The following is a 24,463-nucleotide window of genomic DNA, read 5'->3' on the forward strand; positions in this document are numbered from 1 at the left end:
CCGGACCGACAATTGCGATATCGGACTTAGGATCATGGTGGGATCCGCGAGTGTCGCCTGCGCAGCTGCATATCACTGATTATTCAGAAATAGCAGCGGGGCACCAAAAGTCCCGTTTGCGCACTTTTGTGACTATTCCAGCGGCGCGTCGGCGCCTAGGCCCTGAAGTCGGCCAGGCGAGTGTCAAGCACTATCAGGCCCGCAGTACTCTTGCGGACAAAACCTCCAGGCGTGTTCAAGGCCATGAGCGGGCTAGTCACAGGCCCGACCGGGGCGCTTGTTACCAATCATCTCTCCGACTCAGAAGCCTGCTCGATGGGCTCAACGGAGTCGAAAGGGCGCATATTGATCGAAGGCAGGGTCAGCCCGGACCGCCTGAAGATGAAAACGACGAAGAAGATGCGCGTCGGCGCGGTCACCGAGAACGTAGATCGCATGCCAGCCAGGACCGACGTCACGGTATCGATGAAGCTTGGCCATTCCAGGCGAGGCCAGAAGTCTCATCCAAACGGTCTACGGCCAAAATAGCTTATCAGAGCGATAAAGCACCAATTGCTCGGCTGGCCTGGGGAACAGAGAGCCGAGAGCGTGGCAACGTTTGCCTAGCGGGAACGCTCGAACTTGAACGTGGTCCCGCACGCTGGGCGCTGATCCTAGGTTGTCTGGCCAGATGAGCCATATTCAATCAATCGAGGCGATCGAATTTCGCCAGGCCATGCGAAATCTCGCCAGTGGCGTTGCGATCGTGGCGACAGGAAGGGCACTTGAACGACGTGGTTTAACGGTCAGTTCTATCACTTCGATTTGCATAGAGCCGCCCTGTTTGCTGGTCGGCATCAACAACAGTTCCGGGACTCACGATGCGATACTTGCGAACGGCAGTTTTGGCGTGAGCCTTCTTGCAATTGATCATCAGGACATCGCTCTGCGGTTCGCCGGCCGAGATGGCTCCAAAGGTCTCCAACGGTTCGATACGGCTCCTTGGGATCAAGGGATTCTCGACGTGCCTCTATTGCAAGGCGCAATCTGCGCTCTCGAGTGCGTTTTGCACCACTATCAAGTCATTGGCACGCACGGAATATTTATCGGCCGAACCGTTGCGGTGCGCCCAGGCGAGGGCAATCCCCTTATCAACTGTCGCGGCGAACTTCGAACACTACCACAGGATTGAATGCACGTTTTATTGGCGGCGTTTGAACTGGCAGTTAGACTAATGGTCGGGATGAGATGTGATGGAGCCGAGCTATGATCGTAGAATACTCGCCCGAGAGTGGTGTCCGTCTAATGGAGCCGCTCGACTTTTGCGGGTTCAAGCTCGTTCTAAGAGGTACGATCAGCACCCCATCGAGGCTGGGAGGAATCACGGTCGTTGACCAGGACAATGCACTGGTTCCTATCGATCTAGTGCCTAACCTGCCTGGTCGCCCGCAGGACGATCGGGGTTGGGACGTGGCTTACAGCCAGATGATCGCTGGCGCCCGCGAACGCGGCTGGATCGATCCCAAAACAAACGCGATCCGCGCACACATCGAAAGACGGGGCTGAATAGAAAACCGTCGCTTTCCGCTTGCCGATCTGCACGAGAGCGAGCGGCTGCGCCAGATCAATGAAGGAGCTGCAGCGTCATGGTTTTGGCCGGAGCGCGATCGGTAGTTGACAGTTCGTGGCCTTGTTGCAGCTATCGATCGGGCTTCATGGCGTCGTCATCTCCTGATCGTGGCGAAGCTCGCCCCTATGCAACGCAAGGCGGTACTCGCTCTCGGCGTTGTCGCCGACCTCCTCGTGCTCCTGATCGACAAATATGCCGGCTCAGCTATGAGCGAGTTAATTTGTCGCCGACGTGATCATTGCCTCGACTTCTGCGCGAAAAGCCTGACGCGAGTAGAACATGTGGCCGCCTGGGGAGGACCAGGAGTGTGACCCGCGGCGCTGAGGCGAAGGCGGGCAACTGGGCGACGGCCATTTTCGTGGCGAAATAAGGGGTGACAAGATCAAAAAGCCCGTGCCCCACCAGCACCTTCATCTTCGCATCCGTTGCAAGGGCCTGTCGTAGCTCCGACAGTGACTCCGGAGGTCTATAGCCGAAATCCCAAGCCTTCTGGACCGCACCGTTGAGTAGTTCATAAGAGCCATCCGGCCGCCACTTGAGCTTGCGCGTCAGGACATCGTCGGCAGCACTCGTCATCGGCGGCGCAAGCGCATCACCGGAGGGGTCGCCGAAGGCGTGGACAGCTGAATACGGATAGGGATCCAGACCCCTCACCGAGGCGTCATAACCTCCGGTCACCTTGCCGCTGTGGCGGTCCAATTCGCGGCGGAATTCGTAAATGTCAATGCGGCCACCACGTCCTCGAGTCACTCCTTGGTCGATGCCAGTTAACGCGGCGATTTTGTCGGCGACACGGTTGCTGGCCTCGCTGTCAGCCTCACCTTTGAGGAGGTCGGCCAGGAACTCGCCTTGCGCGTAATGTTCCACGTCGGTGAGATCGGAGGCCTTCGCTTGGCTCTTGGCTTCATGAGCTGTAGCGACATAGCTCGGCAGCAGCGTGACATATCGCAAGATACCGATGGGGCCGTAGTCAAACACCGGCGAGATCGAGATCAAGTCCTTGACTCCGACGCCCTGCTGCATCTGCAGCTGGCGCACGACCTTCGGTCCTCGAATGCCGCCATAACTTTCGCCCACGATATACTTTGGCGATAGGAGCCGGTCGTACTTCTCAAGCCAGCGGCGTATGCTCAACGCGAAGGCGCTGACATCGCCGTCGACGGAAAACAACTTCTTCCGGACAACCTCGCCGTTCGCGACGAAGCGGCTATAGCCAGTCCCGACCGGGTCAATGAAGACGAGGTCGGTGAAATCGAGCCAGGTTTCCGCATTAGGCTTCGCTTCTAAAGAAGTGGAAGGCGTGATCTTGTCGGCGTTGATCGGCAGCCGCCAGGGTCCGGCATTGCCTAGCTGGAGCCAAGCCGAAGATGAGCCGGGTCCGCCGTTGAAGAAGAATGCGACCGGGCGCGTCTTGCGGTCCGTCCCGTCGAGCAGATAAGACGTATAAGCGATGTCGGCTTGCGGCTCACCTTTTTCGTCGAATAGGCGAATCGCGCCCGCTGTCGCAGCAAAGCTGAGCACCCGGCCTGGCACATCGAGCGTATGCTTGGTGGTCGAATCCGGCGGCAAGCGATGCGGCTCGCTTGCAGACGGCGCGCTCGGTGTTTGTCCCGCCCGTTCGTCAGGACCGCTCTTCTGGCCGGCCTGCGCGGAGGCTTCAGGGCGCCGCGGCGGATCGTCGGCCCGGCCCGTCTCCATCGTGCCCCAGGCAAAAAGAGCCAGCGCAAGAGAAGCGCGGCGGAGCGTGCTGAAATCAAAATTGCATTAAGTTGTCCTTTTGCCGCCAAGTTGTGTGCGCATGGCGCGCACGGCGCATACAAATAGCTGACGGTCGAGAAAGAACACCTACTAACTCATGCAGTATTCATTGCCCCTGAATCACATACGGTGGCGGCAGGACCGGTGGTTGCAGTTAGCGCTCTCGGGCCGGCGAGCACCTCCACAGAGACCGAGCTACTGTACGACCTGCAGGAACACTGAGGTACCGTATGTCCTGCCCCTGCCAACGAGTGACTCGCCCCACACTCCGGTCTGAGGTGTACGCATCCGGCGACCGCCCCGGGTAGGCCGTTTTTGGTGGAAGGCTGATCGCGCTTAAGCGGCCTGAGCGAAGCTGAGGCGGCCGCCTCATTCAGGTGGTGAAGCCTCCAGCATCATTCGCTACGGACGGTGTGGCCATGGTTAACGGTGTTTAACTGACATCGGCCCTCAAGTATTTTCGTCCCTTGGCCTAACCTCCTTTGATGTCCATGCGTGGAGCTTGCTTTGCATCTCATTCAATATTTTGAGCCATTCGGGAGTTGAAAACGAAATCTTCGAAGTCCGTTTCATTCATAGAGCCAGAGCCACTCTTCACCACCACTACCTCAGAACGGCAAACACCCCTTTGATCCAAATCAACCAACGGTGCTGCACTCGCACCACGCGAGTGCCCGCCTTGTCGGATATCATGTGGCGCCGATTGTCAGCCTCGAGACAACTCGTGCACGTGATGCGAAGCACGATTCGAAGCTCTTAAAGATTAATGTATCAGCGCACTTGCAGAAGCGCCGCAATTTCAGTTCGGCACGTTGCTTGCCTCATGGAAGGAGCACCACAAAGCCATGGTGATGTAGGGCCGGAAAGATCGCGACGTTTGAGATTGTTGTTGGCTTCGTCATTCTTTGGATGGCTTCTCGGGGCCGGCCAACCGGGGGATCCGCCTCGAGCGACGTCCGTCGCCGCTGAAACACGCCCCCCGAACGGCGGCACGCGCGCAGTGTTGATCTAGGACAGGGGGGCTAGTTTCGCGATCTCATATTGCGGCATTAGTGAAGACTCGCTCGCGGGATGTGGAGGCGCCCAGTGGGCTCAAAGCGATCGACCTCTGAGGACGACTCGGCCCGGGACGCCGGCCACATGGACCTGCCATCCCAGTTGTCAGACCCCGCGGTCGGCATACAGGCCACCGTGCCCGCGGAAGACTTCCCACATGCGGAAGACTTCACACATATCGTCGGCTCGGGATGGGAGCATGGTTGCCAATCGGCGCCCGACACTCTGATCGGTTCACTGCCGGCGACACCGCTCGAGTCGCGGCCACATTTTTACATCCATGGTCGGCCCTACACGACGAAGTTCGGGCAAGGAGCAAAGGAGGCGACCCTGAACAATCCGCGAGGACTTAGCGTTACACTGATTCCTGGACGTGGACTTGAACCGCACGAGACCGTAGGGGCGCGCATCGAAGGCTTCCCGAAACATGTGGGAGAGACATCCTCATCGACCAGGGCTGGGGTTAAGCGCAGTCGCACGTCCGAGGCGGAGGAGCTCCTTGGCGGGTTCAGGGCCTGGGCCGTCGAAAACAACTTTGCCGACAGAACCGCTAGGCAATTCATGCTCAATCTCCGCCGGTTCAACGGCTTCCTTCAGTCTAGGGGCTTGGCACTGGACGACCTGCTTGATGACCAAAATCAGTTGGCTGAGCGTGCCGCGGAGTATGAGCAGGGGCCGCACAAGCGGGTTGAGCGCGCTTTGACAGCGCTCCAGGATTTCCGCGCCGGGAACGTGGGAGGTCCGCTCAGAGGCCCGCGTTCGCGTTATGAATACCCCGAAGACGCGGCCTTGCTGATCCGGTTCGCAGCAGCAACCGGCGGGCTTGGGGTACCCAAACAGACCATCGTAAACACTGGAAGCAGACTCAGGGCATTTGCTAAGTGGCTCAAAGCAAACGACAAGCCATCAATGGCCTCTCGGTTTCTAACCAACTTAATAGCCGACGACGTTCTGGAGTACAGGAGGCAGGGTGGAGACCCTGACGACCTGCTCGACGTTGCGCTGTCTCATCTCCGAAGGTTCGGGCCTGGGGAGCAAAAATTTGTAAGGGGAGCCGGGCCCCGTGTCATGGGACGCCGTACCCTGGCTCCTTATCCCGACGACGCTCGCATCATCGACGCCGTGGCCAACCAGCGTCTGCGCAACCTTGGACCCGGGGCGGCTCGCAACACCCAACATGCTCGGGCTAGCAATCAACGCACTTTTAGCGACTGGCTCCAAAAGGAAGATAGGGGGAGCATAGTGAGCCGACTCAACGGCAGTGAGCAGCAAGAAGAAGCGTTGCAGAAGGATTATGGGGACTTCAGGCGAGACACGGGATATACAGCGGGCGTGCCTTTCGGGCCTCTTCGGCAGTACCTCCAACTTGTTAAGGCGAACGCGGCGCTGGAGGTGGGCCCTCCTGAGCACGCGCAGGAGGCGGAACCAGCCAAACGGGAGGGCTTTGATTTGAGTGAGTGGCCGCCCCCGGCAGCCGCGCCATCTCCGTCTGTCGGGGCTCGACCGTCACACATCCACGGCGATCTTAGCTCTCGGCTTGATTTGGCCTCCACACCGCACGCGCTGCGTCATGATCCTCCGTCTGCGCCGGTGCGGGATGTCCCGCCGCCGTCTGATTTCATCCATCACTCTGGAGTTGGGCAGACGGATGGACAGGCTTCTGGATCGGAGCGTCCGCTGGCGCTTGCCGAAACGGAATGGCTAGGCGACGAGCATATCGCGGCGGATTACGCGCTCCTGGAACAGGAGTTGCAGGGGGACAATCGGGATCTGGCTGTGCGGACGCGGTTCGTGCGGCCCGCGCAAGCCCATTTGCTGCGCTCGATCGAGAACCAGAGCGTCTTGCTGGAAAGCTTCCATGCGATCGTCAATGACCAGGACGGTAACGACACCGCCAATTTCCTGTTTGTGCCAGTAAATAATGCTGCTCCGGGTGGCGGCGGTACGCATTGGTCGCTGCTGCTTGTTGATCGCCGCGAGCGGGCAAGGCCGGTCGCCTATCACTACGACTCCAGAGGGACCACCAACAGCGCCGTTGCAGCAGAGCTCGCAGCAAGGCTAGGCGCTCACCTGGCGCCAGCCCGCATGGCCCAGCAGCAGAACGGTTATGATTGCGGCGTCTTCTTGGTGGACGGCACGCGGGCGCTGGTTGGACGACTGGCGCAAGGAGAGCGGCCGCAGCACGAGCCGCTGCACCTCGACAGCCTCATCGCCGATCGGCAGGTACTGCAAAACCGACTGAGTGGCCGTCCCGGCTGGGGCTGATGGACCCCGGAACGGCTTTTGCCGACACCAGCGTCTGCCGTGGCTTGAAACCAGCGTCTCGCCGGCAACAAAAGGCCCAACCGAGCGAACGGCGCACAGCCAGGCGCGAATATAACTCCCATCCCTTCGCACAGCTGAACGGTTTGGTGAGCAACTTCAGCTCCAAACCTGTCAATCAGCGTTGGACTGGGGCTAGCACTCCACCACTCCAGTCTGGTGCCGCGTGGGTTTGGTGTAGAGAGTGCGTACTACGAACGCGATAAGGCCGTTATATTGGCCCGGACATCCGGAGGCGTTGGTCTGTAGCGCGACGGAGGCGGACGCAGGTTCAACCGATGCGACTTTACTTAGGCCCCCATCGCTTCTTGGCGGCTAGCACAAGGAAACCAGCTCGAGTGAAGCCCATGCTGTTCAGCGCGGGAAGAGTGATGTTGATGCGCACACTTGAGCTGCTGCCGGTTTGATGGACACCGGGTCAAGCTAATCCCACCTTGCGCTCGATAACCGATGGTCGAGTGCCTGCGGATCGTGTTGTAAAATCTCTCGATGTAGTCGAAGACATCGGCTCGTGCCTCATCTCTGGTCCTGTAGATCTTTCCGGCCGTCCGTTCGGTCTTGAGCGACGAGAAGAAGCTCTCCATCGCCGCGTTGTCCCAGACGTTGCCGGAACGGCTCATGCTGCAGACGATGCCGTGGTCGGCCATCAGGCGCTGGACCTGCTCGCTGGTGTACTGGGCGGATTCAATCGATCGTCGCAACACCAGACTTGGAGGTTGCGATGGGCATTCGAAAGCGACGATCACTGCGATCTGGACGGGCGCCGTTACCGTCCCCCGGAAGGCCGTCAGTTGCGGGGCGATCTGAACTTCAACGGTTCTGGTTGGGGATTGCTCAGGGAATGACCAGCGAGGATGCTGCGCTAACAGCTGGTATGTCGCAGGCTGTGGGAACCAGATTGTTCCGAAAGGCAGGCGGAATGCCACCAGCGACGTTCAGATCTTCAGCCAAGCCGCCATGCGGGCGGTATCTCTCTTTTGCGGAACGCGAGGAGATTGCACTTCTTCGCGTTCAGGGCCTTTCGCGGCGCGAGATCGGGCGCCGTCTTAGTCGATCTGCCTCGACCATTTCCCGTGAGTTACGACGCAATGCCGCGACGCGCAGTGGCGGCTTGGAGTATCGTGCATCGACAGCCCAATGGCACGCCGAGCGATCTGCCCGTCGGCCCAAACCCACTAAGCTTGCACTCAATACAACCTTGCGCGCTTATGTGGAGCAGAGACTGGCCGGAGTCGTCATGACGTCGAGCGGCGCTCCCGTTCCTGGCCCCCACGTTCCGTGGAAGGGCCGTCGGCACGGCCCGCGAAAGGATCGACAATGGGCCAGGGCTTGGAGCCCGGAGCAGATAGCTCGACGCTTGCCGATCGACTTCCCGGACGACAAGGCGATGCGCATAAGCCACGAAGCCATCTATCAGGCCCTCTTTGTTCAGAGCCGGGGCGCGTTGCGCCGTGAACTGACGGCCTGCTTGCGAACCGGGCGCGTATCGCTTCGTCCCTCTTGATTGTCAGACCCCGTTGGTCGCCAAGAGTTGAGCGTGGCCGCTCCGACGCCATCCCTCCTCAAGTGGTCGCGACCACCGTTTGTCCGATTTGCGAGAGCAATCCTGTAGGCGCCCGAATACATCGCCCGCAAGCGCGAACCAATGCGGATCATCATCGCTGTCCATCGGACACTACAACGAAAGCTGCGTCAGCATTGCCGCGTCGAGCGTCCCACCGACCCGCATCCAGAGCCCTCATCAGCAAACTCGATCTCGATCGAAGCTCGGTAGCCTGCTGAAATCGGTGCGCCCCGAGGCTTCCTCGATCATACAAAGCCGATCTATAACCCGGTCGCCCCCTCGGCTGCAGATCAAGATAGCGCACATACCCCCAAAGACGGCCTTTGCGGCGCCTAAGCCCCTTACTCGGCTTGATATGGATCCTTTTAGAGTGCGCACCGCGTCAGCTGATTGAGTTTTGTGGTGAATTCGCCGATAACCGCATAAAGTCGCCCAGCTTTTGAAATGACTCTCGTTCTCAAAGTCGTTTTTCCGCTGGGGGAGCGGCTTGCCTGATTCCGCTCGCAGCTTGCTCCATAGACGATGCCCGGTATCGATTACTGCCATAGCCTGCCTCGGGGCGTCTAAAACGCGCATTTGAGCAGCGTTTTTGAAGGATTCCTTCATGCCGGCAAGAGTATGAATTAACTTAGGCCCGAGCAATGAACCGATGCCGCAATGATGAACTCGTGGTGAAGCTAGGCAGGCACCCGCTGGCTGCTCCAGCGCGCGGGTTTCTAACTAGTTCACTTTGAGATTGGATAACCAGGCTACAGATGATAACGAAGTGTTGTTGCGAGGGGAGTTTGCAACGGTCGTTGATTGGCGTTCTTATTTTGATGGACTCCCGCGGCAAGTAAAGCCCCAAACGACATGGTGTTCCCCCGAGTGCTGGCCAGAGTATCAGATCGGCAGCCACGTCGTGGCGGGCCTGTAGCTCAATGGTTAGAGCCGGCCGCTCATAACGGTCGGGTTGCAGGTTCGAGTCCTGCCGGGCCCACCAATGATTTCAATGGCTTAGAGTAAGATTTAATTCGTAGATAGTTTGGGGTGCAGTTTGGTTTCATTTCTTTGACGCCATTCGAACTGCGGTTTTCTTTGCAATTTGCTCTCCGACGCGACGTCCGGCTTTTCTCCTGCTGTAGCTTGACCAGTCGCCGCAAAGCAGAACTCGCCACATAATTTTCCCGAGCAGTCATCGTGGGACACGGGTCCATCTGAGGAAGCGCTCTTTGGTGTTATCCTGCATCGCTCCCTCATCTGTTCGATAGCTGCTAGCGTTGTGAAATGCTTTCCGGCGATCAGCTCGACTTCCAAGCGACCACCGCAATTTCCTTCCGCAGGCCGGCAACTGTTAGTCCGCCAGCAGGGAACGCCGCCTTTACTGCCACCTCTAAGCGCAACGGAGCATTCGGTGGAAATTTGCTGTGAACATCAGACTGCAAGCACCGCTTGGTGTCTTCGTTACCTGATTCTTGAATACTATCGTCTGCGGCACTTTAGTGTTCAGGTCGAAAATATGGGAGTGTGGAAAATCCCAACCGAGCTCTCGGACAAGTCATAGCCTCCTTGAGGCAGGCAGCTCACCTTTCTCAAGAAGAGCTTGCGGATCGTGCGGGTATTCACCGAACGTAAGTGAGCCAGATCGAGCGCGGCTTGAAGTCGCTGACAATCGTCACGTTCTTTCGGGTCGCAACTGCTCTCAACACGACACCAAGTAAGATATTAAGGCAACTCGAGGCTACTTCAGAGACCAGATAGATACACTGCGCCAGCTCCCAGCCACACACATCCAAAAGTAATTATTTTCGGCACTTGCAACTCAAGAAAATTGTCGTAGGTAGGAGTGAGTTAGGGGGAGCAAAAATGACCGATCACGATTACTCGCTTCATGGCGGGTTAAATCGCGCGAAAGTCGGCCGCTATCTTACACTGATTGCAGCTTCTTGTTCGGCAGGCATTGTTTTCGTTCTTTTGTCTTTGGTCGATATAGCTCACCGCTTTGACCTAAACACAAATCTGCCGCCATCAATCCTTTCTCTTGTCAGCGCCAGCGTAGTCTTCACCGTGCTGTACTGGGTGCTAAATCGCTTCGCTTGGCGATGGCCCATGCTCAGCATGGCACTGAAAGTCCCCGATCTCGCTGGCGACTGGAGCTGCGTTGGTCAAACCATCAATCCTGACGGCACTCAAGGATATCAGTGGTCGGCAACAGTCACCATCTACCAAAGCTGGGACAAGATCCGTGTTCGTTTGAAAACCCAACAGTCTGGTTCTGAGAGCATTGCAGCAGCATTGATCTGCGATGATCCTGAAGGCTGCCGCTTGCTTTACAATTATCGCAACGATCCGAAGATTGGCGAGGTTGAGCTCAAAAGTCACCTTGGCTCCTGCATGTTCCTATTTTCCAAGGATTTGAAGTCAGCTGACGGTGAGTATTTCAACGGGCATGGTCGATTTACGTTTGGGACCATAAAATTATTGAGGTAGCGATGGCGAGAAATATTGGCGGACGTCTCGGGAAACTGCAATCGAGGCGCAAGGGTACGGATCGTCTGATAGCTTTAGACGAGGCGTTTCAGAAAGAAGTACTCGCTAAGAGTTCTACTCTGGAAAGCTGGGAGAAACGGGCAACAACGCAACCCTACACCCGCTATGCACTGGGGGCTATGCAGGAAGTCGGGCCGGATTATACAAAAATCAGCATCGAAACTGCCCAGCGTGTCGGCAATCAATTGTCAAAGTCGATAACTGGAATAGAATTTAGGCTGCAAGGATCCGTGCCGCTCAACGTACACATTCGTGGTGTGAGCGACGTCGATCTGCTTGTACTTGAGAATACGTTTTTCATAATCGATAGCGCCGGAGTGATGGCCAATTCGGCAGTATACTCGGCCACATCGCGAACAAGCTTGGGCGTCCTCACTAATCTCCGATCCCAGATCGAAACGACGCTTCCTCAAAGCTTTCCTGCAGCGAAAGTTGATAAATCTGGAGGCAAGGCCGTTGGGATCTCGGGCGGATCCCTCGCTAGGCCCGTCGATGTCGTGCCGTCGCACTGGTACGACACGCTAGCGTACCAACGATCAAAATCCGAAGACGATCGCGGCGTCTATATCCTGAATAAGAAAGTTCCGGAGACAATTCAAAACTATCCATTTATGCATATAAAACTTATCAGCGACCGCGACAGCGTTTGCTTAGGAGGTCTTCGAAAGGCGATACGCTTGTGCAAGAATGTAAAAGCAGACGCAATTGAAGAAGGCACTAAAATAAATTTTCCGAGCTTTGATATCGCTGCAGCGATGTATCATGCAGATCAGAACGCCTTCAAAATTGGCTATTTTCATGAACTCAAGATTTTAGCGGAAGTCCAGCGCCACCTGGATCAAATGTATCATAATCCGGAATGGGCCAAAACGCTGCGCGTGCCAGACAACTCAAGATACATATTTGATACTGAAGAAAAGTTTCAGGGAATGAAGTCACTTTCGTATGAAATAGACGACCTTCTAAAGAACGTCTTCCGTGAGCAGCGCCCCACGTTGCCTGAAAATCTCTCTTGGGAGGTCCAGAGAGACTCCGTGTCATCACTGACTATTCCAAACTAGCATTCCGATTTGGCGGATCATCAAATCGATCCACCCGCGAGAGAGGCGATAAATGTATATAGCAATCGATGGAGACGACTCGGGCCAAAAGATTGCTGCTTGCTATTTGAACAACGATGAACTTCGCCTCAGACAAATTAGCCAAGATCTTGCAATCGCCACGGAAAAAATCTCAAATCTGTTGAGAGAAAATGGATTTGAAATCATCTTTTGCGCCGCCGATGGCGTGGCCGCAACGGCAGCCCATCCTCAAATAAGCGCAGAAGCACTCTTGAGTGAGATTCGGCAGCTTTCCCCCATCGGATTTACGTTCTCAGCTGGGCTCGGCGATAGCCTGCACGAAGCATACGTGGCTCTATTGAATGCAAAATGCCTCGGAAAAGACCGCCTCTCGCGCTTCAGCGAGATTGCAAGATGAGTTCAGTTAAGCCCTCCCAAGGAGCTTTACGTGCTTCAGCTTATCAAGTTTGACCTTCTTGTTCGCGGCCTCGCGGTATCGGTCGTTTTCGTCAGCACGCTGATCTATTACGTGCTGCAACGTTATTTTATTCCCGACTATCCAGTCTACAAAGTTGCGTCGATCGCCTCAGCGGTTGCATCACTCGTAGTCATCGCAATTCTATCGCCCATCCTCTACCGACCCGCGTGGAAATTGCTCCGTAAACTTGGCGCCAACAGATTTCAGGATCTGAATGGAGCATGGGTCGGAACAATACAGCCCAACACTAGTGGCGCCTTAGAGGTCCGCGCTGTGATTCGGCAATCGCTTCTTCGGACGGAAATCGACCTGCATGGAGCAACTGTTAAATCCATAACTCTCACTGCAACGGTGTTGATGGAGGCAGGTCAGTATAAACTGTACTACGTTTATCGTGCCGAACCTCGGGATCCGGATTGGGCGCCGTATAGCGGAACGACAAAGCTGGACTTACGCGTGCTTGCGAATAGCGGACGTTATCCTCTGGCGTTGTCCGGACAGTATTACACCGACCGAGATACGATCGGGACTATCGAGTTGACTCAAGTTGGTCACGATCCGCTTAAGGACGTGTCGTTTTACTAGAGCTTAGAAGGCCAATCACAACCATTATAGGCATGAGCCCACTAGAAACGAACGTGCATGAATGCAAACAAACGTAAGACCGTATGTCCGCCTCTGTCGGTGAGGTGGCTCGCCCTACACTGCGCGTCCGAGGGTCGTTCGGGCGGACCGAGCCGATCCTCATCACAGGAGGACGAGCCGTGGCAGATTATGGAGAAGCATTTGTCGGTATCGATGTCGCCAAGCTGAGAAATACCGTCGCGACTGCGGACGCAGGCCGGGAAGGAGAGGTGCGGTTCTTCGGCGAGGTCGATGCTTCGGCAACCAATATGCGCCGCGTCATAGTGCGGATCGCCAACCGATTTGAACGCGTCCACTTCTGTTACGAGGCCGGCCCGACTGGCTATGGTCTTTATCGCCTGATCCAGTCGCTCGGTCATGAATGCACGGTGGTCGCACCATCGCTGATCCCAAGGAAGCCCGGCGATCGGGTGAAGACGAACCGCCGGGACGCCGTTTCTCTCGCGCGACTGCTACGAGCCGGCGAACTGACGGCGGTATGGGTTCCCGATGAAGGCCACGAGGCGATGCGCGATCTCGTTCGCGCCAGAGCGGCAGCGGTTGAAGCGCTGCGGGTCCACCGACAACAGGTGAGCGCGTTCATGCTCAAGCACGGCCGCACCTATCCCCGCAAGAAGGGCTGGACAATGCGTTATCTGCGCTGGCTTCAGGAACAGAAGTTCGATCACCCGGCGCATCAGATCGCGCTCCAGGAAATGGTCGAAGCAGTTCGCATCGCGAGGGAGCGGGTCGAACGTCTGGAGCGCACGATCGAAGAGTTCGTCTCGGCCTGGTCTCTGGAGCCGCTCGTGCGGGCGCTTCAAACATTGCGAGGTATCGACCTGATCGTCGCGGTAACATTCGCCACCGAGGTTGGCGACGTGAGCCGTTTTGAGAGCCCACGTCAACTCATGGGTTATCTCGGTCTGGTGCCCGGCGAGCGATCGACGGGAGAGTGCGTCAGGCGTGGTGGAATCACCAAGGCCGGCAACCGCCGCGTCCGCCACATGTTGGTCGAGAGCGCCTGGACCTATCGACACCCGCCGAAGATCGGCAAGACAAAGCTATACCGGCTCGAGCAAGCATCGCCAGGCGTACGAGAGATCGCATGGAAAGCACAGAGCCGCTTGACTGCCCGCTACCGGAAGCTGGCAACACGCGGCAAGCGAACGACCGTGGTCTGCACTGCTAGCGCCCGTGAACTGGTCGGGTTCATGTGGGCGATCGCAAGGCAAGTGCAGCCGACCTGATCAGGCGCTCTTCTCATCGTGCATGGGTGGAGGCGGGACCACGGCAGAGGGAATGCCCGTCGGACGCTTTGTGGCCGGCAAGAGCAGCCGACGCCCGCAGTAAGATAGGAGCAGACCTCGGACGCACAATCGGGAATGCGGTAGCCAACCCGCGCATCAGAGCTTGATCACCGACGTCCTTCGGTTCCGCCTCCACCTATGCACGATCATCTCTATGAACAGCCGACGGTCGGGCGAGGCTCTGCGTTCTAATCATTGACAGTGGACATCAGAGCGTCGTTCTCAGGCCACCTCTTTGAGTGCTTGAGCGCGGTTAGCCCAGGGCGGTAGCTGGTCGATGTCGCGGTTTGGATGACCGTTGACGATGCTGGTGAGCGCGTCCGTCAGATAAATATGCGGACGCTTTCTTCAATGCCGTTTCCAGTCTGGCGCCGGGCGCTGTCATCATTGGCGAGTCGTCCATTGTTCTGCCTCAAACAGCTACGTCGGTAGCCGTAAAGCTGACCATTCTGTCCAACCTTGAAAGCTGGGGCGACATCGATCTAACGCAGGACACGATTTCGGGTATCGATGAACTGGCCGTAGTCGATGGTGGTGCAACGATCACAGCTTCGCAATATGCGGGCTTTGAACATTCAGCGCTCGGCAACTTTACCCTCGCATTCAGCGAGGGCGGCAGCTATTCATTGACCGACAGCAAATTCGCACCGGTCAACGACTATCCTGATTACGTTGGGTTTAGCGGCGTTATCGGGTTTTCCACCCTGCAGGCATTATCGAAAGACGGCACAACCCTTAATGCCGGGGATAAGCAGCTCGGATACAACGGAACGGCTTCTGATCACCATGTCGCACTTGCATCCCTCAGCCAACGAAGGCGCTATAGGCCTGACAGCCGAGATCGGTGAGGTGAGGGGAGCGATGTTGCGCGGCTGGCGATGACGGTGATGCTTTGATGCTAAAACCCTGCAACGCCTGCCACTTCGTTCCGGCCGCTGCGCGGTGCATCCGCCTCCTTCGGCGCAACGGCCTCCTCAAACGCCGCGATCGGCGCGGTGAAAGCGAAGGAGGATGCGGTGCAGCTTTGGACGATCAACGAACTGATGCACCTGACGCGAGACGAACTTTGCGATCTCGCTAACAGGATCGAAGGAGCCCTCCCCGGCTTCGAACCTGGCACGGTCACGCGATTGAACGCCCTGACCAACCTCGACAATAGCCGTCGAGATAGGCAAACGCATATTGCACGTTAGCGACAGCGCGCGCGTTGTCCTCCACATCACTGCTGAGCTGCGCGAGCGCGGCCTGCTTGCGCGTCGGATGCGACAATTCGCACCACTTAGCGTAAAATTGGATAAGCCGCGGGGCATGCGTGAGGCTGAGCGCTATGGCGGAAGGAAGCGCCTCTCGAAAGTCGTCGATCGCGGCATCGAGGATGACGGAAAGGTCCTGCCCACCAATAACAGGACGAGCGTTGCGCACATCCAAGGGGAGACCGCTGAGCGCTGTAGCCTGTTCTGTTGATGGCAGCAGCCGCGCGAAACTGATCGCCCCTCTCAGAAAATGCAAATAGGGAAGCTCTTCGAACTGCGCCGGCGTCACTTGAGCCAAGACTCGCCTGACGGAGTCCAGGTCCTCCCTCTTCAGGTAGATCGTGCACAGGCTAAAGACGCCCAAGGCGGTCAGCTGCGCGGTTGACACCTTGTTCTCGATCATCCAGGCGAGGGCCAGGTCTTCGCTTCGCTCCTTTGCCAGAACGCTCAGAAGAACCGAGCGCGAATCGGCGTCGGAGAGGTCGCGCAATATCTGAATCGCTTCATTGATATTGCCTTCGGCGACTGCGACCCGCGCGCGGGCTGGCGCGTCGGAATCGGCGCCTGGCAAGTGCTGGCCGGCAGCCAAAAAATTGCGTGCATTCGTCAGATCGCCGCGAGCGGCGGCGGACCTTGCGGCACGCAGTAAGATGGCTCGCCGGAGGCCGGATGACGGGGCTGCGCCCTTGGTGTTGATGATCTCGACCGCAAGCTGCGCCAATTCATCCTTTTTGCTTAGCTCAGGGAAGACGGAACGTTGAAGGGCTCGCTCATAGCGGTGCGCGACGTCACGTTCGATTGCCCAGCGAGGCCCTGATCAAGGATATTGGAATTGGGCCGGGTCGTATGATCCGCGCTTGCCGGAATGACGATATTCGAATGTTTCAGTTCTTCGACAACGCGCTCGGCAATCTCTCCCGGCATTGTGCGCTTCATTTGCCGAAGCGCGATGATATCAAAATGCTTTTCTTTTAATTCAGGAAAATCATCAATGCGGCGCGTGAGCTCACGCCAGCCAAAAACAGTTACGCGAAAAAGCCCTTCTGCGGCATGTCTCTCTGAAATCGCATTGACGTGGTCCGTGACAGCGACGTCGTTATCCGCAGTGGTCGCAATAATGTAGGTCTTGAGGGCGGGACGGAATTTCTTGGCTTCCTCGATTTCCGTATTGATTTCCGCAATCGTCAGCTTGGTCGGCGGCCAAACGCGTTTTCCTTTGCATTGAACGCCGGAATCGGCGCCATTTTGCTTTCCGTAAATGTCGACGCCCTTTTGCCGTTGGCCGCTCCGCCCATAGCGGACAAGTTCTGGGTCGTTCCAAATCCGCGAAAAGAGATCGGCGCAGATCTCTTCGAATTTGTCCCAACTGGCCGGCGGATGAAGTTGTTCGTCAGACATGGACCGATTGTTTCGACTCACTATCTGGGGTTAGCGTAGACCTAAAGAACATTTTGAGAACAATTTCAATGTATTGGCGAAGATCGCTGCTCTTCAACCGGCCGAGAAGAGGACATTTATGAGGACTTTTAACCGCTCAGTTTCTTAGGTAAAATTTTCATATGTATCTGATACACTTATGCTTATGGCCAAAAATCTAGAGGACAAAAAAGAGGACATTTCAGCGGCTCTTGATCGCGACGAGCCGGTTTTTTCCATGGAACCGCTCCTTATTAGGGAGGATTCCCGCCACCGGGGCGAGCTGACCGATTTAGCAGTTGACCTCGTCGGCAAGTCGGCAGGTTTCAAGAGAAGCCTACCGCAAAGCCTGCTGGGCTCCTTGGCCGATCTCGTCCGAGCCATGAACTGCTATTACAGCAACCTCATCGAGGGGCATGATACGCACCCGGTCGATATCGAACGCGCCCTGAAAAACGACTATAGCGCCGACCCCCAAAAGCGCGATCTTCAGCTCGAAGCCAAGGCGCACATCGCTGTGCAACAATGGATCGACGAAGGTCATTTGCGCGGTCGCGCTGCGACCGTCAGCGGCATCTGCGATATCCACCGTCGCTTCTGCGAGCACCTTCCCGACGCAATGTTGTGGATCGAGGAGCCCGACACAAAAGAACGAATTCGCGTTGTGCCTGGTGAATTGCGGCTTCGCAATGTCAAAGTGGGACGTCATATCGCCGTCAGCCCTGGCGCCGTTCCCCGCTTCCTCGCTTATTTCGAGAAAACGTACAGCGGTGTTGGAAAGGCCGACGCCATTTTGGCTGCGGCCGCCGCGCATCATCGCCTTTTGTGGATTCACCCTTTTCTCGATGGCAATGGCCGAGTCACGCGGCTGATGTCGCACGCCATGCTGTTGGAAGCGCTCGATACCGGGGCCGTTTGGTCGGTGGCTCGCGGGCTAGCCCGAAGTGACGGCGCATATAAGCAGCATCTCATCCAATGCGACCTTCCCCGGCGCAACGACCTGGACGGCCGTGGCAACCTCAGCGAGGAAGCACTCGCATCGTTCACGCGCTTCTTCCTTGAGACCTGCATTGACCAAGTCGATTTCATGGAGTCGCTAATGCAGCCAGATCGGCTGCGCACGCGCATATTGCTGTGGGCAGAGGAAGAAGTCCGCCTGGGCAAACTCCCCCCCAAAGCAGGCGCCGTGGTCGAAGCTATCCTCTATCGAGGCGAGCTTCCGCGTGGCGATGTCGCCAGTCTTCTCGATCTCACGCCACGTCATGCACGGCGCATCGTGTCGGAACTCCTCAGCCGTGGCGTCCTCACCTCGAAGGGACCGCGCGATCCGTTGCTGCTGGCTTTCTCTGCGACCCTTGCCTCGCGGTGGATGCCAGGACTTTTTCCGGAGCACACAGCGAATGACTGAGGAGAGATTTAGTTCACCCCTGGACACAGAGGCGCATAAAGCCGCGGCTTGAACATGGCACCACTCGCTGAACGTGAACGTCGTCAAGCGGTCCGAGCCTTTGCCGCCGGATTAAGCAGTGCCACCTCGCTCAACCGTCCCAAGGATTGGCAGGCATTCGAGCGCCTAGCACGGGATCTGTTCGTCAGGATTACAGGCGACGTCCACATGGACCTGCATGGCCGCAATGGCCAGCCGCAATCAGGTGTCGACGTATCGGGCGTTGATCTGCGAACGCGCGCCCAAGTTGGCATTCAATGTCGTGGTCGTGGTGACGGTTCAGCTTGGACGGATAGTCGGCTCACACAGAAGGAGTTACGCGAAGAAGTAGCGAAGGCGCGCAGCTTCTATCCAAAGCTCGACGTGTTCGTGGTCGTCACAACGGGTCCGAACGATGTGCGGTTAAAGAAGGCCGCCGCCGAGGTAAGCGAGCGCCACGCGCGCGACAGGAGCTTTGAGGTGCAAGTGCACGGTTGGGATTGGCTTGAGGGCCGCTTGAGCGAGCACGCCGACCTTGCCATCCGGTACGGCCTCATCGCCGTCGCAAACCCGGGGTTCAGGATGCAGCAACCGCATCGACAATTGCACAAATTGGTTCACGCCTAGCGACCGCGGTCGAATTGATGAATGATCGACGCAGCGTGAACGAGCGGTTTACTCTACAGAGCATTTCGAAGCACCTAGGATTTCCTGACTGGCGCAAGCTCGAAGCCATTACAGACGGCCGTTCCGATGTGAGCGCATCGGAGCTGGTCAACGTCGCGCGGGCGTTGGGCATAAGCGAGCAGTGGCTTCTCGAAGGAAAGCAGACCCCCTTCCTCGTTGATCCGGAGGATTATAGAGGCGGCAGAAGAGCAATTTGATTCCATCCAACGGCTCAATCCACGGCGCATCGTCTTCGTGCGACAGAGCGAGGAAGATTGTGAATCCATCGTGGCGGCTGAGGTTGATGACTTTCGTTGGGTCACCTTCCATTGGGACCATCCAACGAGTAGCCATGTCGGCGGCACAGGCAAATATCAACTCCTCGAGTATTGCTGCTTGATCCGGCGGCTCTATCGGACTTTTGATCATCCGGGCGCGTGTAGCCTTCACGGAAAGCATCTTTCACGGAAAGCATCTCGGAAAGGCTGACTTCATGCACCTGTGGGAAGGGGGTGTTTATCCAGGGACCTTCCTTCATTGGGGGCACAACGATCATTGGTGGATCGATTTTGCAGAACTGGCGAAAGAGAGGGTGGAGGGCACGTCCGAAGCTGCGCGAGAATTCCGCAAAGCCATCCGTATCGCGCGTGTGGTGCTTGCAAACCATCAAGGACCCTCTGAACGTGGCGGCTGGATGCGCACTCAGCTCGTTCATGCAGGTATCCCCGTCAACGAGAGGAAGCCTGCTGCGCGCTATCCTCTCGACTTGGGCCTCTCGCGCGATTGAATCGAGGTCGACGGGTAAAGACGGTCTAACCCTCGCGTGTCGGATCGTTGGGATGGCCGGCTCCACTTCATTTGCCGGCAGGGACGGAATCGCCTAGGTTACAGCGCCTATCTCAATCGTACGAAATACCGCGATGGAGACGAATGTGGCGACAAAGCGGCCAAGTTCAGATATTGCCGGTTCGCGCGATCCCCTAACGGAGATCTCCGCCCTCGAGACCGTGCCGCAGAACGAACATGCATTTTTACGTTTTTCTCGCGCGGTACGGCGGCTTGGACCTAAGCCAATTCGCTTTCAAAGACGGGGGTCGATCAGAGGGCGTTTATCCGGGACAGTCGCACTTATTCTTGTCGGATATGCCATTCTTGAAGTCGTACCTGGGTTAGTTGACTCAAGCCAGCAGCGTGCGTTGCATCGAGCTTCCGTGCATCGCGACGGTAGTGCCATCCGCACCGGCGTCACCGCCCAGTTCAAACGTTCTGTTCTTCTCTACTATCGCGACGTGAACGGTACCTTGCATCTGCTCTTGGCCGACGAGAGCGGGGTCAACAAATTCGTCAACGACACGCTGATCTATCTGGATACGGAAAGTCAGAGAATAAAGGCGAACACGGCAGTCCGAATTCATACGCTTCTTGCTCAGGCCTTCGCGGATCGCGATGCTTGCATTTCAGCCTATGCGGATTGGTACTTTGCTTGGAGTCGGTCCTGGGCTCTCCTCAAAGAAGCGTCCCTGGGCGGCTTGTCGGGTGTTCTACCCAGCAATGTGCAAGGAGTGCTTGAGGCGAGCCATAACGCGCTCGAGGCGCATCTTATCCAGAATTATCAGCGGTTCGTGCTTAAGCCAGAATTCCGAAATCCTATCCTTGAATCCGGTATCGCGCGCATTCTGGCCGAGGCGCATGAAGAATACCTCGCCGTTGTTGCGACACTTGATGACCGCGTTCAAGACTATCTCAACCGCGAGACGACGCACCTGGAGCATATCGATCCGCTGGTGAAGCTAGACGTTTCGCTCGGATGGGACCAACAGAAATGGAAAGCCCCGCGCGACGCTGTGGATGATGAGCCATTCTGGACGGTTCTTAGGGGAACAGGGGTCGCTTCAGTCTCAGCGTTGGTCGCCCGGAGCGCCGCACCAGCTATTGAGCGGGCCGTTGCTCCCATCTTCGCTAAAGCCACGACCAAAGTTGTCACGGCAATGCGTTCGCAGATCATCGGCGCTGCTGCAGGGACGGCAGTCGAACCAGGCGTTGGTACGGCTGTAGGCTGGGGCCTGGGTGTAGTCGGCGGCGTTGCACTAGACTATCTGGTGAGCAAAGGTGAGGACTGGTTCGATCGGCCAGAATTTGTACGGGCAAACGCGCAGGCACTGGATGCGACAGCCCAGGAATGGTCGCGCGTCATGCAGCGCGACTTATTTGCAGCGGTCGATGCTTGGTTTGAAGATACACGTGGCGTGGTTGCCGAGTTCAAGCTTCAAAGAAAAATCCCGACCGGATAACGAGAACCTCTGCTCCAGACTCTTCGCTAAAGACGGCCGACTGAGCTGCTGCCGGTTTGATGACATGATCTCCTCGAGAGAGGAGGGCTCAGGTAGGGCCTCGCCGTCTACGGTCATACCTTCCAGATGAAGGACCAATGCCTTCAACGGCCATGACGCGCGCATGGAGGCGCAGCTGCGCAATGAACGGACGACCGTGGCTCAGCATTAATGAGGCTCAAAAGACACCGCCGGCAACTATCGACCTCCACTGCCGGACGGAAAGTCTTATGTTCGGACAACTCCCGCAGCGACTTCAGACTGAATGATGGTTGCTGTGTTCAAGGAAGCTTCTAGGGAGAGGTCCCCAAATGCGAGCTGACAAAGAAGATAGTTGGCACCTGCCTCTTCCAGATGACCAAGAAGTGTTTGTCGTATTGAAGTGGCCGTCCCGGCAACGCACAACTCACTCTCGATTGCTGCATCGAACGTCAAGGGCAGATTTGGTGGAGTGGGGATGTTGTTGCGTTCGTAAAGGAACTTGAAGCTGTCGAGCCAGCGACCATAAGCAGGTGCAGCGAGTGAATAAGCATCTGCTTCAGAGCTTCCAGCCACGACCATGCGAAGCAAGCCAAGAAAAGGTGACTGGCCATTCGCGTCTGAGCGTTGCCCTCGATGCGAGCGGTATGCGTCCGTGACCCTTCGGACGGATGATGAGGGTCCAACACTCGCGATGTTTGCACCGATTTCCGCGGCCCAACTTGCCGAGTCGGGTTGATTTACGGCGATCCATGTCGGGGGGTGCGGCCACTGACGAGGCGTCAGGGTCAATGGAACGTCGTCCAAACGGTAATGAATACCCTCGTAGGAGAGCGTGCCGCCTCGCATGGCTTTTACAAGGACTTCGCTGGCTTCCGTATAACGTCCTGGTGCCGCGTCTGCACTGACCCCGAAATATCCCAACTCAATCGGGAGGGAGCCGCGTCCGATACCAAGTTCAAGCCTGCCGCCGCTCAAGTGATCGAGCATACACGCCTCTTCAAAGACTCGCAGCGGATGATGAAGGCTAAGCAGCATAACCATCGGTCCGATGCGAAGATGGGTCGTGCGTTGAGCGACGCTGGACAAGAACAGATTCGGCGAAGGACTTCTCCCATGTGGAGTACAATGATGCTCTGCTAGATGATAGGCATAGAACCCAAGGCGATCGCATGCCTCGGCGAGCAGGAGGCGATCGTCATATTGTTTGGCGACATCACGGCCGTTCGCGTCCAGATGATCGAAGATGCCGAAAGTCAGTGTTGAAGAAGGGGGATTTTCCACTTGACTACCTCAAGAATTGCAGCAGGACAGCTATCGGCTTGGCTTAAAGCGAAGATCTGGAAATGTCACCGACCGCTGAAAGGAACGTATCCATTTGCGCGTCTGTGCCGATTGCAATGCGTATGAAATTTTCGAGACCGTTTTCAGGAAAGAATGCAACCAGCACGTTGTACCTCTGCAACTCGGCTTGCCACCAAGCGCCATCGTGTTCGCCGGGCACCCGAGCCAGCACAAAATTGGCGTGGGAAGGCAATACTGCGAATCCGAGTTTCGACAGCTCAATTGTCGTTCGCTCCCTTGCAAGCATGATACGTTGGTGGTTCTCCTCGAACGCGGCTCGATGCGCAATGATGCTCGCGCCGACCGCATGACCAATCACATTCATGTTGAAGAGGTTCTGCATGGTACGCAGCCTGCCGATGAGCTCGGGGTGACCGAAGCCGAAGCCGATGCGAAGGCCCGCCGTGGCATAACTTTTCGAAAAAGTTCTCAGGACCAGAAGATTTGAATAGCGGTTGACGAGCCGTAGTCCATTATCGGGCGCAAAGTCGACATACGCTTCGTCGAGCACAATCAGTCGATCCGATTGCGCTATGAGCCTTTCTATATCGGCGATCGGAACAAACGTTCCCGTCGGATTGTTCGGATTGGCGAGCACGATAAACTTGGCATCTCTGGCGGGACCGAAAAGCAGTTGGTGCGTCGGTAAGGAATGGGTCTTCCCCCATCCGATCTCCAGAAATTGAGCTTCGTGCAACATGGCGAGCTTGCGGTTGAACGAAAATCCGGGCGACATCATCGCTACGGTATCGCCCGGAGCGAGGAACGCTTTGTAGATGAGACCGAGAAGTTCAGACGAACCGTTCCCGGCGATCACCTGATCGGTGGAGAGGCCGTAGGCACAGGCGGCCGCCTCACGTAATCCGGCGTTCTCGTCTTCCGGGTACAGATAATGCTGCTCAAGGGCGGCGATCGCGCTTTGTCTGACGATCGCTGGCAACGGGAATGGATTCTCGTTCATGTTGAGTTTGACGCAATTGGCATCAAGCGCAGGCGGAGCGGGCGCTGGAATATCTAACTGCTTTGCCACGTGCGAGAGGGAGGACAGTGCGCTTAGCAGCCTTGCGTCTGACATGTGGTTGCTCCGTCGAAAAGCATGGGTTCTGAGCATGGCGATGATCCGATCTGAGTGAACACTCTGGTCGTTGGCGCACGATGTTCCGCACCGGCACGCCGAGCCGTCTCTTCACAGTCGGGCGGCGCGGGACTTCACCCGTTTTAGAGGTTGATCCTAACAGTTGCATGAAGCAGGGAAAGTAACGTCAACTTGTGCAGCGCTCCCAGGCGCCTTCTTTGACGTAATCGAGAAGCGCGACAGACTGGCGCAGCACAGACGTTCGCGTTTGAGACATTCACAATCCTCGTTCCAGAGTCATCGACGGCCCGATGCCCTACTAGTTCTGGCAGTGTACAACTTGACCCTACGTTCGTTTCAAGGGGGCGATTAGTCATCGGACAATGTGTTCTACTCGCTACAATGCGACCCGATCGCGCTAACGATCGACGGAATCGCCAAGCAAGAAAGAATCTGGTCAAAAAAAGTGCGGCGAGGCATCCGCTCAACAAAACTGCGCGATTGAAAACTAGCTCACAGCCGCATTGGACCTTTCATTCATCGCCAAGAGCCGTGATCGCGAGGAGGCTGCAGTCGCATGGCTCGAGAGTGGCATTGTTGTTGCAGCAGCTATGCAGTCGAAGTGGGCAGGTGGCGCCAGAGTGTGACGATATGGCACGGGCA

At 56.9% G+C, this 24,463-nt stretch carries 18 protein-coding genes, 1 tRNA gene and 3 pseudogenes; 14 read left to right on the top strand and 8 right to left on the bottom strand.

What is annotated here, in order from left to right; genetic code table 11:
• Window positions 1-670: 670 nt before the first annotated feature.
• On the top strand, window positions 671-1,171 hold the full coding sequence (locus Q3C01_RS14270; RefSeq protein WP_458145956.1) for a flavin reductase family protein: 501 nt from the start codon (window positions 671-673) through the stop codon (window positions 1,169-1,171).
• A 653-nt stretch (window positions 1,172-1,824) separates the two neighbouring features.
• Here Q3C01_RS14270 and Q3C01_RS14275 read toward each other — a convergent pair.
• Window positions 1,825-3,307, bottom strand: a pseudogene (locus Q3C01_RS14275) (S10 family peptidase).
• Between the two features lie 1,200 nt (window positions 3,308-4,507).
• Between Q3C01_RS14275 and Q3C01_RS14280 the strand changes: the two are divergent.
• A complete protein-coding gene (locus tag Q3C01_RS14280) occupies window positions 4,508-6,688 on the top strand; it encodes a Ulp1 family isopeptidase (protein WP_458145957.1) in 2,181 nt (726 codons plus the stop codon).
• Between the two features lie 500 nt (window positions 6,689-7,188).
• On the opposite strand, the pseudogene Q3C01_RS14285 reads toward Q3C01_RS14280, so the two are convergent.
• A pseudogene (locus Q3C01_RS14285) lies at window positions 7,189-7,428 on the bottom strand (integrase core domain-containing protein); the annotation flags it as partial.
• Between the two features lie 38 nt (window positions 7,429-7,466).
• On the opposite strand from Q3C01_RS14285, the pseudogene Q3C01_RS14290 reads away from it, so the two are divergent.
• The 8 genes and pseudogenes from Q3C01_RS14290 to Q3C01_RS14325 all read left to right on the top strand — a co-directional run.
• A pseudogene (locus Q3C01_RS14290) lies at window positions 7,467-8,228 on the top strand (transposase); the annotation flags it as partial.
• Between the two features lie 987 nt (window positions 8,229-9,215).
• Window positions 9,216-9,291: transfer RNA gene (locus Q3C01_RS14295), tRNA-Ile, on the top strand.
• Between the two features lie 524 nt (window positions 9,292-9,815).
• The gene (locus Q3C01_RS14300; protein ID WP_458145958.1) at window positions 9,816-9,923 is read left to right on the top strand and encodes a helix-turn-helix domain-containing protein; all 108 of its coding nucleotides are present in this window, start codon (window positions 9,816-9,818) and stop codon (window positions 9,921-9,923) included.
• A gap of 231 nt (window positions 9,924-10,154) precedes the next feature.
• The gene (locus Q3C01_RS14305) at window positions 10,155-10,778 is read left to right on the top strand and encodes a Cap15 family cyclic dinucleotide receptor domain-containing protein (protein ID WP_458145959.1); all 624 of its coding nucleotides are present in this window, start codon (window positions 10,155-10,157) and stop codon (window positions 10,776-10,778) included.
• 2 nt (window positions 10,779-10,780) lie between these two features.
• The gene (locus Q3C01_RS14310; RefSeq protein ID WP_458145960.1) at window positions 10,781-11,899 is read left to right on the top strand and encodes a nucleotidyltransferase-like protein; all 1,119 of its coding nucleotides are present in this window, start codon (window positions 10,781-10,783) and stop codon (window positions 11,897-11,899) included.
• A gap of 52 nt (window positions 11,900-11,951) precedes the next feature.
• Window positions 11,952-12,317, top strand: a complete 366-nt coding sequence (locus tag Q3C01_RS14315) for a mCpol domain-containing protein (protein ID WP_458145961.1) — start codon at window positions 11,952-11,954, stop codon at window positions 12,315-12,317.
• 30 nt (window positions 12,318-12,347) lie between these two features.
• A complete protein-coding gene (locus tag Q3C01_RS14320) occupies window positions 12,348-12,962 on the top strand; it encodes a Cap15 family cyclic dinucleotide receptor domain-containing protein (RefSeq protein ID WP_458145962.1) in 615 nt (204 codons plus the stop codon).
• Window positions 12,963-13,141: 179 nt separating this feature from the next.
• On the top strand, window positions 13,142-14,251 hold the full coding sequence (locus Q3C01_RS14325; RefSeq protein WP_458145963.1) for an IS110 family RNA-guided transposase: 1,110 nt from the start codon (window positions 13,142-13,144) through the stop codon (window positions 14,249-14,251).
• Window positions 14,252-14,533: 282 nt separating this feature from the next.
• Here the strand turns inward: Q3C01_RS14325 and Q3C01_RS44955 are convergent, their stop codons facing one another.
• From Q3C01_RS44955 to Q3C01_RS14335, 3 genes are all read right to left on the bottom strand, one after another.
• On the bottom strand, window positions 14,534-14,644 hold the full coding sequence (locus Q3C01_RS44955; RefSeq protein ID WP_479684010.1) for a transposase domain-containing protein: 111 nt from the start codon (window positions 14,642-14,644) through the stop codon (window positions 14,534-14,536).
• Between the two features lie 789 nt (window positions 14,645-15,433).
• Entirely contained in the window at window positions 15,434-16,285 is an 852-nt protein-coding gene (locus Q3C01_RS14330) for a hypothetical protein (RefSeq protein WP_458145964.1), read from the bottom strand.
• 14 nt (window positions 16,286-16,299) lie between these two features.
• Complete coding sequence (locus tag Q3C01_RS14335) at window positions 16,300-16,962, bottom strand: hypothetical protein (protein WP_458145965.1); 663 nt, start codon at window positions 16,960-16,962, stop codon at window positions 16,300-16,302.
• A gap of 178 nt (window positions 16,963-17,140) precedes the next feature.
• Here Q3C01_RS14335 and Q3C01_RS14340 point away from each other — a divergent pair, with 178 nt between their 5' ends.
• From Q3C01_RS14340 to Q3C01_RS14350, 3 genes are read left to right on the top strand one after another with little or no spacing between them, the layout of a single operon-like run.
• Window positions 17,141-18,388 carry a Fic family protein gene (locus Q3C01_RS14340; RefSeq protein ID WP_458145966.1) on the top strand — a complete coding sequence of 416 codons (1,248 nt, stop codon included), beginning with the start codon at window positions 17,141-17,143 and terminating at the stop codon, window positions 18,386-18,388.
• Between the two features lie 54 nt (window positions 18,389-18,442).
• Window positions 18,443-19,033, top strand: a complete 591-nt coding sequence (locus Q3C01_RS14345; RefSeq protein WP_458145967.1) for a hypothetical protein — start codon at window positions 18,443-18,445, stop codon at window positions 19,031-19,033.
• Window positions 19,034-19,050: 17 nt separating this feature from the next.
• Window positions 19,051-19,290, top strand: coding sequence for a hypothetical protein (locus Q3C01_RS14350; RefSeq protein ID WP_458145968.1), 240 nt, complete (start codon window positions 19,051-19,053; stop codon window positions 19,288-19,290).
• A gap of 101 nt (window positions 19,291-19,391) precedes the next feature.
• Here Q3C01_RS14350 and Q3C01_RS14355 read toward each other — a convergent pair whose 3' ends face one another.
• Window positions 19,392-19,787, bottom strand: a complete 396-nt coding sequence (locus Q3C01_RS14355; RefSeq protein WP_458145969.1) for a hypothetical protein — start codon at window positions 19,785-19,787, stop codon at window positions 19,392-19,394.
• Window positions 19,788-19,992: 205 nt separating this feature from the next.
• Between Q3C01_RS14355 and Q3C01_RS14360 the strand changes: the two genes are divergently transcribed.
• Window positions 19,993-21,363, top strand: a complete 1,371-nt coding sequence (locus Q3C01_RS14360; RefSeq protein ID WP_458145970.1) for a hypothetical protein — start codon at window positions 19,993-19,995, stop codon at window positions 21,361-21,363.
• 267 nt (window positions 21,364-21,630) lie between these two features.
• On the opposite strand, the gene Q3C01_RS14365 is transcribed toward Q3C01_RS14360, so the two are convergent.
• Both Q3C01_RS14365 and Q3C01_RS14370 read right to left on the bottom strand, forming a co-directional pair.
• The gene (locus tag Q3C01_RS14365; protein ID WP_458145971.1) at window positions 21,631-22,665 is read right to left on the bottom strand and encodes an LLM class flavin-dependent oxidoreductase; all 1,035 of its coding nucleotides are present in this window, start codon (window positions 22,663-22,665) and stop codon (window positions 21,631-21,633) included.
• Between the two features lie 43 nt (window positions 22,666-22,708).
• Window positions 22,709-23,800 carry a pyridoxal phosphate-dependent aminotransferase gene (locus Q3C01_RS14370; RefSeq protein WP_458145972.1) on the bottom strand — a complete coding sequence of 364 codons (1,092 nt, stop codon included), beginning with the start codon at window positions 23,798-23,800 and terminating at the stop codon, window positions 22,709-22,711.
• Window positions 23,801-24,463: the final 663 nt, after the last annotated feature.

Source organism: Bradyrhizobium sp. UFLA05-109 (assembly GCF_054185165.1).

Bases quoted from the DNA above. Each gene is read 5' to 3' on its own strand.
- Q3C01_RS14270 (WP_458145956.1), top strand. From the start codon at position 671: ATGAGCCATATTCAATCAATCGAGGCGATCGAATTTCGCCAGGCCATG.
- Q3C01_RS14280 (WP_458145957.1), top strand. From the start codon at position 4,508: ATGGACCTGCCATCCCAGTTGTCAGACCCCGCGGTCGGCATACAGGCC.
- Q3C01_RS14305 (WP_458145959.1), top strand. From the start codon at position 10,155: ATGACCGATCACGATTACTCGCTTCATGGCGGGTTAAATCGCGCGAAA.
- Q3C01_RS14310 (WP_458145960.1), top strand. From the start codon at position 10,781: ATGGCGAGAAATATTGGCGGACGTCTCGGGAAACTGCAATCGAGGCGC.
- Q3C01_RS14315 (WP_458145961.1), top strand. From the start codon at position 11,952: ATGTATATAGCAATCGATGGAGACGACTCGGGCCAAAAGATTGCTGCT.
- Q3C01_RS14335 (WP_458145965.1), bottom strand. From the start codon at position 16,962: ATGTCTGACGAACAACTTCATCCGCCGGCCAGTTGGGACAAATTCGAA.
- Q3C01_RS14340 (WP_458145966.1), top strand. From the start codon at position 17,141: ATGCTTATGGCCAAAAATCTAGAGGACAAAAAAGAGGACATTTCAGCG.
- Q3C01_RS14345 (WP_458145967.1), top strand. From the start codon at position 18,443: ATGGCACCACTCGCTGAACGTGAACGTCGTCAAGCGGTCCGAGCCTTT.
- Q3C01_RS14350 (WP_458145968.1), top strand. From the start codon at position 19,051: ATGAATGATCGACGCAGCGTGAACGAGCGGTTTACTCTACAGAGCATT.
- Q3C01_RS14355 (WP_458145969.1), bottom strand. From the start codon at position 19,787: ATGAACGAGCTGAGTGCGCATCCAGCCGCCACGTTCAGAGGGTCCTTG.
- Q3C01_RS14360 (WP_458145970.1), top strand. From the start codon at position 19,993: ATGGAGACGAATGTGGCGACAAAGCGGCCAAGTTCAGATATTGCCGGT.
- Q3C01_RS14370 (WP_458145972.1), bottom strand. From the start codon at position 23,800: ATGTCAGACGCAAGGCTGCTAAGCGCACTGTCCTCCCTCTCGCACGTG.